The 18,897-nt window shown below is 69.1% G+C and carries 18 protein-coding genes; 13 read left to right on the top strand and 5 right to left on the bottom strand.

Annotation, left to right across the window (positions count from 1 at the left end; genetic code table 11):
• Positions 1-75: 75 nt before the first annotated feature.
• From M6D93_RS16340 to M6D93_RS16325, 4 genes are all read right to left on the bottom strand, one after another.
• Positions 76-1,548 carry a DUF2079 domain-containing protein gene (locus M6D93_RS16340; RefSeq protein ID WP_249770797.1) on the bottom strand — a complete coding sequence of 491 codons (1,473 nt, stop codon included), beginning with the start codon at positions 1,546-1,548 and terminating at the stop codon, positions 76-78.
• A 28-nt stretch (positions 1,549-1,576) separates the two neighbouring features.
• Positions 1,577-2,911, bottom strand: coding sequence for a glycosyltransferase family 87 protein (locus M6D93_RS16335; protein WP_249770795.1), 1,335 nt, complete (start codon positions 2,909-2,911; stop codon positions 1,577-1,579).
• 37 nt (positions 2,912-2,948) lie between these two features.
• Positions 2,949-4,178, bottom strand: coding sequence for a M23 family metallopeptidase (locus M6D93_RS16330; protein ID WP_249770793.1), 1,230 nt, complete (start codon positions 4,176-4,178; stop codon positions 2,949-2,951).
• Between the two features lie 98 nt (positions 4,179-4,276).
• A complete protein-coding gene (locus M6D93_RS16325; protein WP_249770791.1) occupies positions 4,277-5,248 on the bottom strand; it encodes an alpha/beta hydrolase in 972 nt (323 codons plus the stop codon).
• A 296-nt stretch (positions 5,249-5,544) separates the two neighbouring features.
• Here M6D93_RS16325 and sucC point away from each other — a divergent pair, with 296 nt between their 5' ends.
• Together sucC and sucD are read left to right on the top strand one after the other, a co-directional pair.
• Complete coding sequence (sucC, locus tag M6D93_RS16320; RefSeq protein ID WP_249770789.1) at positions 5,545-6,714, top strand: ADP-forming succinate--CoA ligase subunit beta; 1,170 nt, start codon at positions 5,545-5,547, stop codon at positions 6,712-6,714.
• 14 nt (positions 6,715-6,728) lie between these two features.
• Complete coding sequence (gene sucD, locus M6D93_RS16315; RefSeq protein ID WP_249770787.1) at positions 6,729-7,610, top strand: succinate--CoA ligase subunit alpha; 882 nt, start codon at positions 6,729-6,731, stop codon at positions 7,608-7,610.
• A 49-nt stretch (positions 7,611-7,659) separates the two neighbouring features.
• On the opposite strand, the gene M6D93_RS16310 is transcribed toward sucD, so the two are convergent.
• Positions 7,660-8,559, bottom strand: coding sequence for an EamA family transporter (locus tag M6D93_RS16310; RefSeq protein WP_347343685.1), 900 nt, complete (start codon positions 8,557-8,559; stop codon positions 7,660-7,662).
• Positions 8,560-8,694: 135 nt separating this feature from the next.
• Here M6D93_RS16310 and M6D93_RS16305 point away from each other — a divergent pair, with 135 nt between their 5' ends.
• The 11 genes from M6D93_RS16305 (at position 8,695) to M6D93_RS16255 (ending at position 18,839) form a co-directional block, all read left to right on the top strand.
• Positions 8,695-9,552 (top strand): hypothetical protein, encoded by an 858-nt coding sequence (locus tag M6D93_RS16305; RefSeq protein ID WP_249770783.1) that lies wholly within the window; start codon positions 8,695-8,697, stop codon positions 9,550-9,552.
• Positions 9,553-9,637: 85 nt separating this feature from the next.
• On the top strand, positions 9,638-10,456 hold the full coding sequence (locus M6D93_RS16300; RefSeq protein WP_249770781.1) for a hypothetical protein: 819 nt from the start codon (positions 9,638-9,640) through the stop codon (positions 10,454-10,456).
• A gap of 86 nt (positions 10,457-10,542) precedes the next feature.
• Positions 10,543-11,799, top strand: coding sequence for a cell division protein PerM (locus M6D93_RS16295; RefSeq protein ID WP_249770779.1), 1,257 nt, complete (start codon positions 10,543-10,545; stop codon positions 11,797-11,799).
• A gap of 48 nt (positions 11,800-11,847) precedes the next feature.
• Positions 11,848-13,413, top strand: coding sequence for a bifunctional phosphoribosylaminoimidazolecarboxamide formyltransferase/IMP cyclohydrolase (purH, locus tag M6D93_RS16290; protein WP_249770777.1), 1,566 nt, complete (start codon positions 11,848-11,850; stop codon positions 13,411-13,413).
• A 15-nt stretch (positions 13,414-13,428) separates the two neighbouring features.
• Complete coding sequence (locus M6D93_RS16285; protein WP_249770775.1) at positions 13,429-14,103, top strand: pentapeptide repeat-containing protein; 675 nt, start codon at positions 13,429-13,431, stop codon at positions 14,101-14,103.
• A 25-nt stretch (positions 14,104-14,128) separates the two neighbouring features.
• On the top strand, positions 14,129-14,977 hold the full coding sequence (locus M6D93_RS16280) for a bifunctional methylenetetrahydrofolate dehydrogenase/methenyltetrahydrofolate cyclohydrolase (RefSeq protein ID WP_249770773.1): 849 nt from the start codon (positions 14,129-14,131) through the stop codon (positions 14,975-14,977).
• A 30-nt stretch (positions 14,978-15,007) separates the two neighbouring features.
• On the top strand, positions 15,008-15,280 hold the full coding sequence (locus tag M6D93_RS16275) for a DUF3017 domain-containing protein (protein ID WP_249770771.1): 273 nt from the start codon (positions 15,008-15,010) through the stop codon (positions 15,278-15,280).
• A 141-nt stretch (positions 15,281-15,421) separates the two neighbouring features.
• Positions 15,422-16,408: a malate dehydrogenase gene (locus tag M6D93_RS16270; protein WP_249770769.1), complete on the top strand. Its 987-nt coding sequence runs from the start codon at positions 15,422-15,424 to the stop codon at positions 16,406-16,408.
• Between the two features lie 185 nt (positions 16,409-16,593).
• Positions 16,594-16,959, top strand: a complete 366-nt coding sequence (locus M6D93_RS16265) for a hypothetical protein (RefSeq protein ID WP_249770767.1) — start codon at positions 16,594-16,596, stop codon at positions 16,957-16,959.
• A gap of 2 nt (positions 16,960-16,961) precedes the next feature.
• Positions 16,962-18,374 carry a DUF4331 domain-containing protein gene (locus M6D93_RS16260; RefSeq protein ID WP_249770765.1) on the top strand — a complete coding sequence of 471 codons (1,413 nt, stop codon included), beginning with the start codon at positions 16,962-16,964 and terminating at the stop codon, positions 18,372-18,374.
• Positions 18,375-18,386: 12 nt separating this feature from the next.
• A complete protein-coding gene (locus tag M6D93_RS16255) occupies positions 18,387-18,839 on the top strand; it encodes a hypothetical protein (protein ID WP_249770763.1) in 453 nt (150 codons plus the stop codon).
• The last annotated feature ends 58 nt before the right edge of the window (positions 18,840-18,897 follow it).

Raw genomic sequence — 18,897 nt, 5'->3', positions numbered from 1 at the left:
AAACGGCCCGTCGCTGGTGCTCGGTGCTCGGTGCTCGCTGCTGGTGCGCGGGTGCTGCCGGAGCCGTCGGAGCTGCTAGGAAGGCTTGCCCGCCGACAGCGGTCCGCACGCCGAAGACGGACCGGTGTAGCTGGGCGACTGCCAGATCTCCAGTGTCCCGTTGGCCACGAACACCAGGTGAAAACCTCGTCGGACCACGATGGCCAGCTCGGCGCCCGCGGGCGGCCCCAGGTTGCCGCCGACATCCTTCTGTGACAGGTCGAGCACGACCAGGTCGATGCGGCGGTAGTCGACCAGGCCCGGAATCGTGACCCAGTCCCGGCCGGTCAGATGCCCGGCGATCCGGTCGTCGGCGGCCACACAGACGTGGGCCGGGATTCGCGCCACCGTGGCCGCCTGCGCCCTCATCTGCGGGTCGAGCCGGTACAGCTTGCCGGTGATCGCCGAGTGCAGGGGCGCGACGTCGGGCACGAAGGCGACCAGGACGACGGGGACGAGGACGAGCACGCCGGCCAGCAGGGTGCGGGCCCGCGCGCGGTCGAACCACGACAGTCGCGCCGCCCCGTCGACCATCGCCAGGACGAGTACGACCCAGGGCAGAGCGTTGTAGTGATAGTGCGGTTCCCACAGCAATCGCCGGTCGGTGGGCTCGAAGAAGCGCTGCGCGAGCAGGGGCAGGGCGAGCCATGAGTAGCGGGAACGCAGAGGCAGTAACAACAGCGGAAGGAGGAAGTAGAGCAGGGTCTCGGTTTTCACCTTCGGGCTGAAGAACAGATCGATCACATGCCAGGGGTGGGTGAGACTGCGCACGGCGGCATCGGACAGGTTCGCCCCCAACGTCGGCCCGTACTGCCAGTAGGCGAACGTCCCGGTGGGCGAGAAGTGCGGCAGGACCAGCCCGGTGGCCACCTCATACATGGCCACCCCGGCCCCGATGAGGACCAGGCCGGGCAGCCGGCGCCGGGCCCCGCCCCAGGGACGTAGGCCGCCGCGAACCGTGCGGAGGATGCCGATGAGCAGGACCAGTACCCCCATGTCCTCCCGGACGAACAGGAGCGCGCCGCTGAAGAGGAACAGCTGGCGGTCGTCCTGGCGATCAAGGGCGTCGATGGCCAGCGCCAGCAGCGGTACCCCGAACGCGACCTCATGGAAGTTGAAGTTGACCATCGTCTGAAAGGCCCAGCTGAACCCGTAGGAGCCGCAGATGATTAGGCTCATCCGGCTGCTGGTCCGCCGGTGGGCGAAGCGATAGACGACCGGCACGGATATCGCGATCAGAGCGGCTTGGACGACGAGCAGCGTCTGGGGTGAGTCCCAGATCCAGTAGAACGGCGCGGCGAGCGCGATGATCGGGTGGAAGTGATCGCCGAAGATGTTGTAGCCCGAACCCTTCAACGGCACCATCGGCGCTTGCAGGTGGGCGTAGCGGCGCACCGCCTGATCGAAGATGCCCAGGTCGTAGCCGGCCGTCCCGAACTGCCGGTGGCGCAGCAGCGCGAAACCGGCGTAGACCCCGAAGGTGAGCAGCGTCAGAGCCCACAGCGGCACCGGCAGCCGCCTGATCAGACGGCGCAACTCAGCTCAGCTCGCCGGCGGTGTCCTCGTTCCCCGACCCGGGCTTCGACAGTCGCCACACCTGCTGCACGGCGTACCAGGTCAGCCAGATCAGCAGGACGTTGCGCACCGCGAGCACCGACGTCCACAGCGGGGAACTGAACATGTTGGTCGTGATGGACCGGTACCCGATCGGGAACTCCAGCTGCGTGAGTATTGCGGTCACCAGCAGGACCCGGCTGAAGCGCCGCACGGCGGAGTTGGCCCGCGCGCGCACGGCCAAAGCCGCCGTCGGACCACCCAGCCACAGCAGATACTGCGGGCTCAGGGTCTTGTTGGTCACCGTCACGATCAGCGCGGTCGAGAGGAACAGCCAGCCCAGCATCTCCGCCGACGCGGCCGGGTGTTTGTGCGCACGCCACCACAGCAGGACGAGCAGGGCGCCGCCGGCCACGGTGAGCGTCGAGGAGATCGCGCCGAACAGCCGCACCCCTGGTCCGAACAACTCGAAGGCCTTGTACCGGGACATGTGCACATCCCACGTGGCGTGATGGAACAGCCGGGCCATCATCAGCGGGGTCGCGCTCACCGCCTCGATCTGCAGCCCACGGGCCGATTGCCACTGCAACGGGGAGAGCAGCCGATGGAATCCGCCGACGGCGAGGGAGACCAGGGCGATCCCGACACCGGTGGAGAAGAACCCGGTCAGCACGGCGCGCCGGTCGTTCCGGCGGATCAGGAACACCGGCAGCATCACCGCGGGCCAGAGTTTCAGAGAGGCGCCCAGAGCCGTCAACGCTCCCGCCAGGGCTGGGCGGCGCACCGCGGCCAGCACTGCCCCGCCCGCGAGCATGGCCGGGACGAGGTCGAAGCGGAAGTAGGCCAGTGGGCCGATGGCGGGCACGAACCAGAGCCAGAGATTGGTCGCGTCCCCGCGGTGCCGTCCGTCGCCGCGCCACAGGAAACCGGTGAACGCGGCGTCGACAGCGAGCATCGACAGCACGAACAGGATCATGAACGCGACCTCGTTGAGCAGGCCGAGCATGAACTGCGGTACCAGCAGGGCGAGCACCGGCAGCGGGTACTCCTGCAAAGTGTCGTGCAGGCTGCCGCCGGCGAAGAGCTGATGCAGGCTGTGAGCGTAGTAGCGGACGTCGCCGGCGACGTTGCCCTCCTGCACGAACGTCAGGACCGACAGCGTCAGCGCACGGGACAGCACCCAGCGTGCGGCGATGGCCGAGCGGTCGCCGGCGATGATCGCCTCGGGCAGTGGCAGGGCGGGCAGGCGAGAGAGCAGGTCCCGACGACGGGGCCGCTGCGCCGCGGACGACGCAAGAGGTGTCGTCGAAGCGACCATGTGAGCGTTACTCCAAGCGGGCAGGACGGCGCCGGGATCAGGCGTTCGGGTTATACGGTCCCACGTCGATGCCACGAGCCTTCAGCCACGGGACCGGATCGATATATTTTCCGCCGTTGAGCACCTGAGCCTCGGACGCGCCCGGTGCGAGCCCGACCTTGATGCCGAAGTGCAGGTGCGGGCCGGTGGACTGCCCGTCGGCGCCGATGTCGGCGATGTGCTGCCCGGCCTTGACGTGCTCGCCGACGCTGACGTCGACGGTGTACATGTGCCCGTAGACCGACACGTCCCCGTTGCTGTGCTGGATGACGATCCAGTGTCCGAAGCCTTGGGCGGGGCCGGCCGCGACGACCACCCCGTCGCCCACGGCGACGATGGCCGAGCCGAGTGGCCCGGCGAGATCGACGCCATCGTGCATGACACCCCAGCGCATGCAGAAGCACGAGGACTCACCGCCGGCGCTGGGGCGCACCCACGTGCCGAGGACAGTCTTGCCGGGCTGGATCTTGGGCAACGTGGGCCGCGCCGGCAGCGCCGAGGCATCGGGGGAGCTCGTGCGCAGGGTGCGCTTACTGCGCGAGACCCGTTGCGCGGCGGTGCTCAGGGTCGGGTCGGAGTCGGAGTCGGAATTACCGGTGGCTGTGGAGCCGGTTCCGGTGGCGGACTGGGCGCTGGTGCTCTGCTGCCCGTTGCGGGGGCTTCCCGCTGGCAACAGCGCGCTGAGGTCCACCGCGGCTGAGGCGGACTTCGTTCTTGCGCCGGCCGAGCCGTTGAGGGCCACCAGGTGAATCGCGTCCGCCACCCCCAGGACGGCCAGGGCCGCGGCGACCGCGGGGATCGCGGGCGAGCGACGCCAGGCCGGTCGTCGCCGGTAGGCCCGCTCGGCCGCTCGGGTCCGGCGCGGTGGCGGGCAGGTTGCGTAGCGGGCGGCGATGAAGTCCGAGGCCGAGATCGCGCGCAGTTCGGCGGTGGTGACGGAATCGAGCGGGCCGTCCTCGGTGATGCACGTCGCCAACTCGACGGCGGAGGCGACTTCGGCCTCGACGGCGGCGACGGCGCGGAGTTCGGCGGTGGTGTCCAGTTCGGAGAGCGCGGGCGGGATGGCCGGCGGGATAGCCGGGGCTGCGATCGGGGTGGACGTCGACGAGCTGGAGGTCGTCGGGGCGAGGGTCATCGATCCGCTCGGGGAAGGAGCGTCGAACTGGAGGACGCGGGTCAGGGCGTCCGGTGCGGAGGGTGAGCTTTCAGGCGCGTTATGACGGCCCACCCAGTTCTCCTGTCTCCGCGCGCTGTTGTTCCAGCGCTGTGCGTCGGCTGCTCGCCGGCCTCAGAGATCGGGGCGTCTCCAGGGGGTCGGAGACGTGGTCACGGGCGCGGCGTTGCCGAACCGTAACCCAGTGCTTCCGTCCTGTGCAAACTCGTGTCCCTACGTTCATATCGAATTAACCGGGCGAGCCGGCCGGTCCTGGCCACGCTCTCATCCGCGTCCGGTTGGTGGTTTCTGTCGGATTCTGTGAGGCAGTGTTCCCCAGCATCGCGCTCGCGGGCGATGAGTGCCTCGGCCACCGTCTGGGCCACCTTCTGGTCGGTCAGCAGGGCCAGGTGCCCGACGCGGTGAACCTTGATCTGCGTCACGGACAGGTCCGGATGTTCCAGCGCTGCGCTTCGATGCGGTACGACGATCTCGTCCCGGTCGGAATAGATCGCCACGAACCGCGAGCGGCACTCCGCGGGGGCGGCAAGCTCGGTCATGACCGCTGAGCCGGGGCGCAACTGCCGGGCGACGCCGACCGGCAGCAACCGGGCGGTCTGGGTCCCGGCGTGGGGTGAGCCGAGCGTGACCACCGTGTTCACCCGGGCGTCGCCGCCCAGGCGCTGGACGTAATAGCGAGCGATGACGCCGCCGAGCGAATGGCCCACGACGAACACCTGCTCGTAGCCGCTCTGCGCGCACACCCGTTCGACGTGCCGGGCCAGGTGCGCGGCCGCGCGGCGGATGTCGGAGGTCAGTGGCGAGTAGTTGACGGTGGAGATCCGGCCGTAGCCGCGATTGCGCAGCGCGCGCCGGAGCACGGCGAACGCGGCGCGGTTGTCGACGATGCCGTGGACCAGCACGACCGGGGTGCCGGCCGCTTCCAGATCAGCCAGGATCAGGCCGCGGCTCAGCGGCGACAGGACGTCGGTCCGGTGCCGCGGGTCGTCGACCGGATCGCGCTCGGCCAGGACACCCGCCGGGTACCGGGCGACGTGGGCCGCGATCGAACCGAGTTCCTTGACCGCGAACAGCCCGTGTCCGAGCGCGTCGGAGGGCAACCGGCGAATCGTGTCGAACGCCACTGTGGCTCCTTCCTCGGTCGGCCGGCCTGGCCGTTGACACGGTTGGTGGGTCGCGCTGACGGGCCCTGACCGTCAGCATTCCCATCGGCAGGCGATTACAGACGCCAAGCCCTTGCATACTCAACTACACCTCACCCGCTCATGGTGCCGGTTTCGACGTGCGGCAGTGACGTACGCCGCTCGGTTGGCGAAGGTCACGCTCCCAACCCCTACGGTCGGGCCGCAGGACGGGCTAGCCTGACTTTCGGCGCCGCCCGGGCGGTAAGAGAATCCGGGCCAGAAGAACGGAAAAACCTGTGGATCTGTTCGAATATCAGGCGAAGCAGTTGTTCGCCGCGCACGGTGTCCCGGTGGGCCTCGGCGAGATCGCCGATACTCCCGACGAGGCGCAGGCCGTGGCCGAACGGCTCGGCGGCGTCACCGTGGTCAAGGCCCAGGTCAAGGTGGGCGGCCGGGGCAAGGCCGGCGGCGTGAAGGTGGCCAAGACGCCGGCGGACGCGCGGGCAGCGGCCGAGGCGATCCTGGGCATGGACATCAAGGGCCACACCGTGCACCGGGTCCTGGTCGATCCCGGCGCGCAGATCGAGACGGAGTACTACTTCTCCTTCCTGCTCGACCGCTCCAACCGCACGTTCCTGGCCATGGCGTCGGCCGAGGGCGGGATGGAGATCGAGGAACTGGCCGTCGAACGTCCCGAGGCGCTGGCCCGGATTCCCATCGACGCCACGGTCGGCGTGGACAAGGCCCTGGCGACGGAGATCCTCACCAAGGCCAACTTCCCCGCCGAGGTCATCGAGTCCACCTCCGACACCGTCGTGCAGCTGTGGGAGACCTTCGTCCAGCAGGACGCGACCCTGGTCGAGATCAACCCGCTGGCCCGGGTGGCCTCCGGTGACGTGCTCGCCCTGGACGGCAAGGTCTCCCTGGACGAGAACGCCAACTTCCGACAGGCCGGCAACGCTGATCTGGAGGACAAGGACGCGGCCGACCCGCTCGAGGCCAAGGCCAAGGCCAAACACCTCAACTACGTCAAGCTCGACGGTGAGGTCGGCATCATCGGTAACGGCGCCGGGCTGGTCATGTCGACGCTGGACGTCGTCGCCTACGCCGGCGAGCGGCACGGCGGGGTGAAGCCGGCCAACTTCCTCGACATCGGCGGCGGCGCCTCGGCCGAGGTGATGGCCAACGGGCTGGAGATCATCCTGGGCGACCCGTCCGTCCGATCCGTGTTCGTCAACGTCTTCGGCGGCATCACCTCCTGCGACGCGGTCGCCAACGGCATCGTCACCGCACTGGGCATGCTCGGCGACTCGGCCACCAAGCCGCTGGTCGTCCGGCTCGACGGCAACAACGTCGAGGAAGGGCGGCGCATCCTCAACGAGGCCGCGCACCCGCTCGTCACGCTGGCCGACACCATGGACGCCGCAGCCGACAAGGCTGCCGAACTCGCGCACTCCGCCGCGTAAGGGACTGAACTTCGATGGCAATCTTTCTGAACGAGAACTCCAAGGTCATCGTCCAGGGCATGACCGGCTCCGAGGGTATGAAGCACACCCGCCGGATGCTGGCTTCGGGCACCGAGATCGTCGGTGGCGTGAACCCGCGTAAGGCGGGGGAGAAGGTCGACGTGGACGGGGTGTCCGTACCCGTCTTCGGAACCGTCGCCGACGCGATGGCCCAGACCGGCGCGAACGTATCGGTCCTGTTCGTCCCGCCGCCCTTCACCAAAGACGCCATGATCGAGGCCATCGACGCCGAGATCGAGCTGGCCGTGGTCATCACCGAGGGCGTGCCCGTCCACGATTCGACCAAGGCGTGGGCCTACAACGTCGCCAAGGGACAGAAGACCCGCATCATCGGTCCGAACTGCCCCGGCCTGATCAGCCCGGGCAAGTCCAACGCGGGCATCATCCCGGCCGACATCACCGGTCCGGGCCGCATCGGCCTGGTGTCGAAGTCCGGCACGCTGACGTACCAGATGATGTTCGAGCTGCGTGACATCGGCTTCTCCTCGGCGGTCGGCATCGGCGGCGATCCGGTCATCGGCACCACCCACATCGACTGCCTGGCCGCCTTCGAGGCCGATCCCGAGACCGCCGCGATCGTCATGATCGGTGAGATCGGTGGCGACGCCGAGGAGCGGGCCGCGGCCTTCATCTCCGAACACGTCAGCAAGCCGGTCGTCGGCTACGTCGCCGGCTTCACCGCCCCTGAGGGCAAGACCATGGGTCATGCCGGCGCCATCGTGTCGGGCTCGTCCGGGACGGCCCAGGCCAAGCAGGAAGCGCTCGAGGCGGCCGGCGTCAAGGTCGGCAAGACCCCGTCCGAGACCGCTCAGCTGATGCGGGACCTGCTCGCCTGATCCGGAGGTGACGGGGTTCGCAACCCTCGGCTGGGCAGGAGTTCTCGGGTCAGTCGATGTGGGCCGGGAGCGCCCGTCGAGCGAACAGCGTGCTTCCCGCGCTCGCGACGATGACCATCGCGATCGCGACGGCGGTCGTGAGGCGCAGCGCCTGGTGCAGCACGAGAACGCCGGCGAGCGCGGCGACGGCGGGTTCCAGGCTCATGAGTAACCCGAACGCGGCGGCCGACAGCCGGCGCAAGGCGGTGAGTTCCAGCGAGTAGGGGATCACCGAGGACAGCATCGCCACCGCGAGTCCGCCGAGCAGGACGTGCGGCGTGAGCAGCGCCGACCCGCCGCCGAGAACACCGGGCACAACGAGCAGCACGCTGCCCACGACCAGCGCGCTCGCCAGGCCGTCGAGTCCGGCGAACCGAGTCCCCACCTGCTTGCTCATCATGATGTAGCCGGCCCAGAAGGCGCCCGCCAGCAGGGCGAGAGCGACGCCCGCCGGATGCAGCGCGGTCTGGCCCGACCCCGAACCACCCAGGCCCAGGATGGCGACACCGCCACCGGCCAGCGCGACCCACACGGTGTCCAGCCAACGGCGGGACCCGAGGACCGCGACCACCAGCGGGCCGATGAACTCGATGGTCACCGCTGGTCCGAGCGGCGTCCGGTCGAGCGCCTCGTAGAAACTCCAGTTCATTCCGGCGAGCATCACTCCGAAGCCGATGACCGCTCGCCAGTCCGAGCGGGTTCTGCCCCGCCACGACGGGCGCACCGCCGCCAGCAGCACGACCGCGCCGAAGGCCAGCCGCAAGAACACGACACCGGCCGGTCCCGCGAGCGGAAAGAGCTTGTTGGCAAAGGCCGATCCGAACTGGACGGACATTGCTCCGCCGAGCACCAGGACCTGGGCCGGCACCCGCGCCGGGCGCTCGCGGGCGTTGTCGATCACGCGGCCCATCATGTCAGTGGCCCCAGGTATCACCACGGCCGGTGAGTCCTCTGTTTCTAAGGATCACCTAGGTATAGCTTGATTCCGATCTCAGCCCGTGCTCCGCCGGAGTATGGGCATCTCGATCGTCCGAAAGGGACACCGATGACTGAGACTCCCGGCACCAACCCTGGTGGTTACGACGACCCGAACGCCCCCGCGCCGTCGAACCAGCCACCTCCGCCCGGGTCTACGCCGGGCTACCAGCCGCCCCCCGCGCCGGGATCTCAGCCGCCACCGCCGGCGTATCAAGCGCCGGCTCCCCCCGGGTCTACGCCGAGCTACCAGCCGCCCCCCGCGCCGAGCTACCAGCCGCCACCTCCGGCGTATCAAGCGCCGCCGCCGCCGAGCTACCAGCCGCCCGCGCCGGCGTATCAAGCGCCGCCCGCGCCGAGTTACCAGCCCCCCGGTGCCGACCCGAGTGCGGCCGGCCAGTGGGACCAGCCCGCTCCCGCGTCCAGCTTCGGCCAGCAGGTCGGCTTCGACCCGGCGAACCTGCAGAACTTCGATCCGAAAACGGTCAACCAGCTCGACTGGGGCATCATCGCCGCCGGCGTGCTGACCATGCTCTTCTCGTTCTTCGGCTACTACAAGTACTCCTTCTCCGGCCTGGGAATCAGCGAGAGCAAGACGTTCAGCGCGTGGCACGGCTTCTTCGGCTGGTTCGCCGCGCTGGTCGCCTTTGCCGCCGCCGTGGTCCTCGCGGCGCATCTGATCGCGAAGCTGACCCTGCCGTTCCCGGTGCGGCTCGTCGTCCTGGGCGGTTTCGCGCTGGCCCTGCTGTGCGCCATCCTGGCGTTGTTCGTCGTCCCCGGGCCGAGCGGCTTCAGCACTCTCGGCTTCAGTTACAACAAGGGCCACGGCATCAGCTACTGGATCAGCCTCCTGCTGCTCATTGCCGGCACCGTGTTGTCGTACCTGCGGTTCACCCAGACGGGCGGGAAGCTGCCCACCCGCGCCTGATCGGTTCCGACCGGCGAGATCGGGGGGCGAGGCACGCCCGCTCGCTCCCCGGTTGTGGGATCCGCCGGCGCTCTAGGCTTGGGTCATGGCGCGACCAGACTTTCGACCAGACGGTCCACCCGAGTCCTCTCCCCGGCTGCAGGAACTCGCGGCGGCCGGTCTGCTCAAGGCCCGGCCCTGGGACGTCATCGGTGTGGCGCTGGCCGCGCCCATGCTCGTGTGGGGGCTGCTCGGCTGGTTCGGCACCGTCGGCGACAGCGGCGGTGGGGTGCCGGGCTTTTCCACCGGCGCGGGTGCGGTCGGCATCGGGCTGGTCCTGGTCGCGGCCGCGCTCACGTTGAACCAGGTGGTCTCCGGCCGCGCGCACACGTCCAGTGCGCCGCCGGTCGCGGTGTTGATTTCGGGAATCGCGGTACTCCTGATTCTCGGCGGCATGCTGGCCAAGCAGGACAGCGCGACCATCGAATCCGGCTCTGTGGCGGGCCTGCTGACCGCAATCACGCAATGTGCCGTCCTGGTCGTGGGCTGGGTCAAGGGCAGTCGCAAAGTCGTCAACGCGGCCAGGGTGGCCGAACTACAGGCCCGACAGCAGACGGCGGACGAACTCGCCGCGCGTCGGGGCCAGCCGAACGCGTTTCCGCAAGGACCACCACCAGCCGGATACCCCCTGACCGGGACGTACCCGCCGCCGAACTACCCGCCGCCGAACTACCCGCCGCCGAACTACCCGCCGCCGAACTACGCGCCCCCGACGTATCCGCGGGGCACCTACCCGCAGGGCGCTGTCCCGCCCGCCTATCCGCAGAACGCCTATCCGCAGAATGCCTATCCGCCCAACGGCACGCCGTCCACCAGCCCGCCGCCCAATAGCCCCGGTTACCCGCCCCAGCGGCGTCCGGGCTGATCGCCGCCTGTGAGTTGACCGGACGAACCCGGCCCTGATCGGCGCGCCTGGAGGCCAACCCCGATGGGCTTTGCGAGCCTGGTTCGGTGACTCGTCCCGACCCTGACTACCCGCCCGGCTGGTTGACGCGATTCCGGCGTGGCGTGGTCGCGGGCGTCGCGCTGTTCCTGCTCGCGGTACTGCTGACGGCAATCCCGACGTTCCTGGCCTGGTTCGCGCCGGGCGCCGATTCGACAGCCGCGTCCTCGGCGCTCAAGGCAGCAGCCATCCTCACGATCTCCGGAAACCATGGCGGCCTGGTCCTCGAAGGGGTGCATGTCAGCCTCACTCCGCTGCTGGTGACGGGGCTGCTCGGGTGGCTCGTCGGCTGGCACGCCCGCCGACCGGAGACGGTGGACGGGTTCATCGGGCTCGTCCTCGGCTACTCGGCGGCGACGGCGGTTGCCGCCGACTGGGCGGTGCTCGGCCAGAGCCGGGCGCCGCTCGTCGCGAGTCTGATCGCCGCGCTCGGTTTCAGCGCGGGCGTCGGATCGGCCGCCCGCTACGGGCCACTGGTCTGGTCCCGGCTCGACGCGCGGGTACGGGCCGTGCTGCGGGCCGGAGCCGCCGCCGCGGGAACCTACTTCGCCCTGGGCGCCGCCCTGGTCGCGGTGTCGCTCGTCGCACATCTGCACGAGGCCACCACGGTGCAGGGCCGGCTGGCCGTTGGCGTCGGAGGTTTGCCGATCGCCCTGCTGGGCGTCGGGGCGGCTCCGAATCTGGTTCTCGGCGGCGTCGGCTTCCTGGCCGGGCCGGGCTTTGCGGTCGGCAGTCACACCGCGGTCTCGCCGTTCGGGGCCAGCCACGGCAAGCTGCCGCTGTTTCCCGCACTGGCCGCGGTGCCCCTGGGCCGCCCGGCTCTGGCCGTCGGCGTTGGGCTCATGATCCTGACGGCCCTCGCGGCCGGTGCCCTGGCGGTACGGGCCCTCGGGCGAGCTGGATCGCTCACCGCCCAGCTGCTGGACGTCCTGCTCGCGTCGGTGACGTGCGGCGCGATCGTCGCCCTGGCCAGCGCCCTGGCCACCGGAGGCCTCGGCTCGGGCGCACTGCAGCACATCGGCACCGTGTGGTGGCTGCTCGGCGCGAGCGTCGCGGGTCTCGTCCTGGCCAGCGGTGGCGCGATCGCTACTCTGCTCCAGCTCGTGCACCGTCGCGGCGCCGGGGATCGCCGGGACGGCGACTCTGCGCAGACCGAGCGGTCAGGCGACGACGGCGGCCTGACCGAGCGCCCGGGCGCCGGTGCCGAGGACGCAATGGTCGGCACCGGGACCGGACGCGTTCGGGGCCTGCGCGAGACCGGGTAGATTTCGCGCCGAAGGCCACACCGAAATCTCGATTGAGGAGTCCCGCGCGTGAGCCGAATCGCCGTTCGCCGTGCCCTGGTGAGCGTCTACGACAAGTCCGGACTCGAGGAACTCGCCCACGGCCTGCACGGCGCCGGGGTCGAGATCGTCTCGACCGGATCCACCGCCGCCACCATCGCCGGCTACGGGGTCCCCGTCACCAGTGTCGAGTCGGTCACCGGTTTCCCGGAGATCCTCGGCGGTCGGGTCAAGACGCTCCACCCGCACGTGCACGCGGGACTGCTGGCCGACCAGGGCAACGACGAACACCTGTCGACCGTGGCCGAACTAGGCATCGAGACTTTCCAGCTCGTCGTCGTGAACCTGTACCCGTTCCGGGAGACGGTCGCCTCCGGCGCGAGCGCGCCCGAGATCGTCGAGCAGATCGACATCGGGGGCCCGGCCATGGTCCGGGCCTCGGCCAAGAATCACGGCTCGGTTGCCGTCGTCGTCGATCCCCGGCTCTACCCCGAGGTGCTGACCGCGGTCGGCGCTGGGGGATTCGAGCTGGCCGACCGCCAGCGCCTGGCTGGTAAGGCCTATGCGCACACCGCCGCCTATGACGCGGCCGTTGCGAACTGGTTCGGCGCCCAGACCGGCACCCTCGAAGCGGCCGACGGCACCACGCACTGGCCGCCCTACGTTGGCCAGGCGCTCGAACGGGCCGAAATCCTGCGCTACGGCGAGAACCCGCACCAGGCCGCCGCCCTGTACGTCCTGCAAGGCTCCGAAGCCGGCATCGCGCAGGCCGAGCAGCTGCACGGCAAAGCCATGAGCTTCAACAACTATGTCGACGGTGACGCCGCCTACCGGGCCGCCTATGACTTCGACGAGCCCTGCGTGGCCATCATCAAGCACGCCAACCCTTGCGGCATCGCGGTCGGAGCCGACATCGCGCAGGCGCACCTGTTGGCCCATGCCTGTGATCCCGTGTCGGCCTATGGCGGCGTGATCGCCACCAACCGCCCCGTCACCGTGGCGATGGCCGAGCAGGTCAAGGACATCTTCACCGAGGTCATCATCGCGCCGGCGTTCGACGAGGACGCCGTCGCCGTGCTGGCCACGCGGGCGAACCTGCGCCTGCTGGTCGCCGCCGCGCCCAGACCCACCACGGCCGAGCTCCGTCCGATCTCCGGCGGCATGCTCATGCAGGACGCCGACACCATTGCCGCTCCCGGCGATGACCCGCAGAACTGGACCCTGGCCGCCGGACGGGCGCTGGACGAGACCGGCCTGGCCGAGCTCGAATTCGCCTGGCGCGCCGTGCGCGCCGTCAAGTCCAACGCCATCCTGCTCGCCAAGGGCGGCGCGTCCGTCGGCGTGGGCATGGGGCAGGTCAACCGGGTGGACTCGGCCAAGCTCGCCGTGGCCCGCGCCGGCGACCGAGCCGCCGGGTCCTACGCCTCCTCCGATGCCTTCTTCCCGTTCCCTGACGGCCTGCAGGTCCTGCTCGACGCCGGGGTGCGCGCGGTCGTGCAACCGGGCGGCTCGATCCGCGACAACCAAGCCGTGGAGGCAGCCGAGGCGGCGGGAGTGACGATGTACTTCACGGGTACCCGGCACTTCGCCCACTGACACAGTCGCCGATCCGTGACCGAGACCCACCAACCGGCGCCGTTTCCGGACTGGTTCGCCCAGATCCTCGCCGAGAGTTCCGCTGCCCCTGGTGAGGGTGGTTCGGTCGTCCACGACGAGGACTTCTCCGACACCGATCTGCCGGATCTGGAGTTCTCCCGGCTGTCGTTCCTGCGCTGCTCGTTCGCGGACACCGACCTCGCCTGGCTGCGTACCGAGGGGTGCTCGTTCACCGACTGTTCCTTCGACGGCGCCAACCTCAGGCAGTCCGAGCACCTGAGATCGGCCTTCGTCTCGTGCACGTTCGAGCGGACCACCTTCACGCGGATGTCCTCGACCGACTGCAAGTTCTCGGCGTCGGTCTTCGACGCGGTGAACCTGCGGGGAGTGAGCGTGGCCGGCTGCGACTTCAGCGGTGTGTCGCTGGGCAATTCGGATCTGCGCGAGGTCGACTTCACCGGCTCGAAACTGGTCGGCGCGAACGTCGTCGGCGCAAAGCTGGATCGCTGCCGCTTCTCCGGTGCCGACCTCACGGGTCTGCGCTGGCAGAACGCGTCGTTGAAGGACGCCGACCTGCGCGGGGCCGTGCTCGCCGACCTCGACCCGCGCCTGGTGGATCTGACCGGCGCACGGGTGGATGTCGAGCAGGCCCTCGGCTTCGCTCGCTTCCTGGGTCTGCGAATCGGTTGAGGCGACTGCTGGCAGGATGGGCCGCGTGACGGCGACGATTCTCGATGGCAAGGCGACCCTGGCGACCATCAAGTCCGAACTGAAGCAACGGGTTGCCGCGCTGGCCGAACGAGGCATCGTCCCGGGCCTGGGCACGGTGCTCGTCGGCGATGACCCCGGTAGCCGTTGGTATGTCAACGCCAAGCACAAGGACTGTGCGGAGATCGGCATCGCCAGCATCCAGAAGGAACTGCCGGTCGGAACCACCCAGGCCGAGGTCGAGGCCGTCGTCGACGAGCTCAACGCCGATCCTGCCTGCACCGGTTTCCTCGTCCAGCAGCCCACCGGACTGGACGAGTTCCGAATCCTGTCCCGGGTCGACCCGGCCAAGGACGTCGACGGCCTGCATCCGTTCAATCTCGGCTCCTTGGTACTGGGGGAATCGGCCCCGCTGCCGTGCACGCCCATCGGGGTCATCGAGCTGCTCCGGCGTTTCGACGTCCCGATCGCGGGCGCCCATGCCGTGGTCATCGGTCGCGGGATCACCGTCGGGCGTCCACTCGGCCTGCTGCTGACCCGTCGCTCGGAAAACGCGACCGTCACCCTGTGCCACACCGGGACCCGCGATCTGGCCGCGTACACCCGCCAGGCCGACATCGTCGTGGCCGCGGCGGGCTCGCCGAGCCTCGTCACCGCCGCGATGATCAAGCCGGGGGCCGCCGTGCTGGACGTCGGGGTGAGCCGGGTCGAGGGCAGGATCGCCGGCGACGTGGCGGCCGATGTGGCCGACGTGGCCGGTTTCCTCGCCCCGAACCCCGGCGGTGTCGGCCCGATGACGCGCGCCATGTTGCTGACCAATGTCGTCGCCGCGGCCGAGCGCGCCGTCACTGGCTGACCGGGCCGGCTCGTTCAGATGGTGCGCTGGATGCATGGCCAGGACCTCAAGGAGGTTCCGTTCCTGCTCGTGCTGACCTGCGAGCTGGCCGCGGTCTGTTACGCCCTCGCCGCGCCTCAACACTGGTTACGGGCCGTCGGCGGAATCACCATCGGCCTGGCGCTCGCCGGTGTGTTCCGGCTGGCGCTGTCCAACGAACAGGCCGGCTTGTTGCGGGTCCGCCGCCGTGCTTTCGACGTGGCCTGCTACTGGGGGTTCGGGCTGCTCGCCGTCGTGTTCGCCCTGTCCCTGCCTCAGCGGTGAACCGGCTGAACCGGCCACTGAACCAGCCACTGAACCAGCCACTGAACCATCCGTTGAGCACGGGGCAAACGGTGCGTGAGAGTCCTCTCGTTCTTCGCCCGCCCGGCGCCTCGGGCCACGCTCAGCGGTAACCTGCAAGCCATGAACAGTCCAGTGAACGTCACGGTGACCGGTGCGGCCGGTCAGATCGGCTACGCCCTGCTGTTCCGGATCGCTTCCGGACAGCTCCTCGGCCCGGACACTCCGGTGAGCCTGCGGCTGTTGGAGATCACGCCGGCGCTCAAGGCGGCCGAGGGCACGGCGATGGAACTCGACGACTGTGCCTTCCCTCTGCTGTCGGGGATCGAGATCACCGACGACGCCAAGAAGGCCTTCGATGGGGTGAACATCGCCCTGCTGGTCGGCGCAAGACCCCGCACCGCAGGCATGGAGCGGGCCGATCTGCTCTCGGCCAACGGAGGCATCTTCAAGCCGCAGGGTGAGGCGATCAACGCCGGGGCCGCCTCCGACGTCCGGGTGCTCGTGGTCGGAAACCCCGCCAACACCAACGCTCTCATCGCCGCATCGCACGCGCCGGACGTCCCCACCGAACGGTTCACCGCGATGATGCGGCTCGACCACAACCGCGCCATCTCCCAGCTGGCGGCCAAGACCGGTGCGCCGGTCTCCGACATCTCGAAGGTGACGATCTGGGGCAACCACTCGGCCAGCCAGTTCCCGGACATCCTGCACGCGGAGGTGGCGGGCAAGAACGCCGCGCAGACGGTCAACGACCAGGCCTGGTACGAGAACGACTTCATCCCGACCGTGGCCAAGCGCGGCGCTGCGATCATCGAGGCGCGAGGGGCATCCTCGGCCGCGTCGGCGGCCAACGCCGCGATCGATCACGTCTATGACTGGGTCAACGGCACTGCCGAGGGTGACTGGACCTCGGTCGGCATGGTCTCCGACGGCTCGTACGGCATCCCCGCCGGGCTGATCACGGGCTTGCCGGCACGTTCGGTCAACGGGTCCTGGGAGATCGTCCAGGGCCTGGAGATCGACGAGTTCTCACGTGGCCGCATCGACGCTTCGGTGGCCGAGCTGGTCGGCGAGCGTGACGCCGTGAAGGAGCTTGGCCTCATCTGATCGGATAACAGCCGTTTTGGCCCGGCCCGTCGAGCGCAAGCTCGGCGGGCCGGTTGCGTTTCCAGGACGTCGATCCGGGTTTCCCCCAGAAAAATCACGGGAATCTCACGATCCGAACGCACCTGCGGTACCGAATGGTCGCGTGGAGGGGGCAACCACGCTTCCTGTGGCTGGAGGAGAGCCGTATGTCTGGGAGACCGATTCCCGCAGTGAGTACCGAGGTAGGGACCGCACCGAGCACCACCGCACCGCAATCGGCCACACGGGGGCCAGCACCGGCAGGATCCGACGCCTCTCGCCGAAGCTTCCTCGTAGCGACGGGGGCAACCGCCGCGGCCGGGCTGGTCGTCGCGGGGGCGGTCGGCCCTGGCTTCGCCCGTCCGGCCGCGTCGGCCAAAGCGCTCACCACGCCCGCGGACGCGCAACCGCTCGTCGTCCACGTCAGCGACCCGGCCTCGGGTCGGCTGTCGGTGTACGTCGGTGAACGCGAGGTCCTCGTCAACGACCCGGACCTCGTTGCCCGGATCACCCGCGCTGTGGAAGGGAAGTAGCCATGTCCTCGCATCGCGAAGCACCGGAGATCTCCAAGGACCCGGTCGCCGACAACACCGACGTCTACGCCTTCGTCAGCCCGGACAAGCCCGACAGCGTCACGCTGATCGCCAACTTCATCCCGTTGCAGCAGCCCAACGGAGGGCCGAATTTCTACGAGTTCGGTGAGGACGTCCTGTACGAGATTCATATCTCCAACGCCGGTAACGCTCACGCCGACATCAGCTACCAGTTCCGATTCCACACGAAGGTCCGCAACGAGAAAACCTTCCTCTACAACGTCGGTCCGATCTCCTCGATCACCGACCCGAACTGGAACCGTCCCCAGTACTACTCGGTCACCCGCGTCGACCACGGCAGCGACCATGGCTCGGACAAGGGCGGCCGGGGACGGACGAAGATCCTCGCCAGTGGCCTGACGGTCCCGCCCGTGAACGTGGGTGTGCGGAGCACACCGAACTATGCCGCGACCTTCACCAACGCGGCCGTGCACAACCTGCCCGGCGGCGCGCGAGTGTTCGCCGGTCAGCGTGCGGAAGGATTCCACGTCGACCTCGGCAGTATCTTCGACCTCGGCACGCTGCGGCCCTTCGAGATGGCGCACCTGATTCCGTCGGCGGCCGCGGTCGGCGTCAACGGCACGCAGGGCCTCAACGTGCACTCCATCGCATTGCAGGTTCCGATCCCGGCGATCAGCCACCTGGGCAAGCGCCCGCACGACCCGGAGGACGAGGCCTCGGTCATCGGCGTCTGGGCCAGCGCCAGCCGCAGGGCCTCGAGGGTCTTCGTTCCCGGTTCGGGCAAGTCGGTGTCCTACGGCCCCTACGCCCAGGTGTCCCGGCTCGGAAACCCCCTGTTCAACGAGGTGATCGTGCCGATGGGGGACAAGGATCGGTGGAACGCCCTCGATCCGCACGCCGACGGCTCCTTCGCCAAGTACGTGAGCAAGCCCGAACTAGCGGGCCTGTTGCCCGTGCTCTACCCGGGGGTGTTCCCGAACCTGGCCGCGTATTCCAAGCCGCGCGCCGACCTGACCGCCATCCTGCTGACCGGTATCCCGAAGGGCATCGTGCCCGGGTTCTCGACCAAGACCGGTCCGGTGCTGGCCGACATGCTGCGGCTGAACCTGGCCATCCCACCGGCGAAGTCGCCCAACGACCTCGGGGTCCTCGGCGGCGACCTGGCCGGGTTCCCCAACGGCCGGCGGGTGAGTGACGACGTGGTCACCATCGAGCTACGGGCGATCGCCGGCTTGACGATCCCCTTGGTGGACAAGTCCTTCACTCCGGATTCAGCGGCGAGCGCGGTACAGGACGGGACGACGAACACCAACTCGCCGTACCTGACGTCCTTCCCGTACCTGGGCACACCCGCAGGTGGATACCAGACCAAGCCAGGCGTGCCGGCGAGCTGAGTGGAGGTCGTCATGGAAGACAACTCCCACGCCGGGCAGGGGTCGGTGCTGCTCGACATCGGTGGCGACATCGGGGCGCTCGTCGTGTCGATGCCGAATGAGTTGCTCGGCCAGGAGATCGAGATTCGTCCGGTGGAATTGAACGATTCGGCGTCGGTACCGCTGGCGGCACACCAGCACGGGCACGACGACGCGCACGCCGACGACGTCCATGATCACGACCACGATCATGACCGTGACCACGATCATGACCATGACCATGACCATGACCACGGGCATGCTCACAGCCACCTCGTCCATGTGGGCGTGGTGGGCCGACCGGTGGGAGGAGTCACGGTGGCTTCAGCGGTCTTCGGCGAACTGCGCGAAGGACGCTACGAGCTCTATGTGCGTCCGGACGGGCCGGTCCAGCTGCAAGCCGAGGTGACCGGAGGTCGGGTCACGCTGGCGGACTGGCCGGGCTGAGTTCATCGATCCACGGATTGCCCCGCCCCCCGCGGGGGATTCCGCGGACGTCGCCTAC

This window comes from Jatrophihabitans telluris (assembly GCF_023516435.1).
Taxonomy (GTDB): domain Bacteria; phylum Actinomycetota; class Actinomycetes; order Mycobacteriales; family Jatrophihabitantaceae; genus Jatrophihabitans_A; species Jatrophihabitans_A telluris.
The sequence above is the reverse complement of the archived record's forward strand: the minus strand, read 5'-3'. Positions and strand labels throughout refer to the sequence as shown.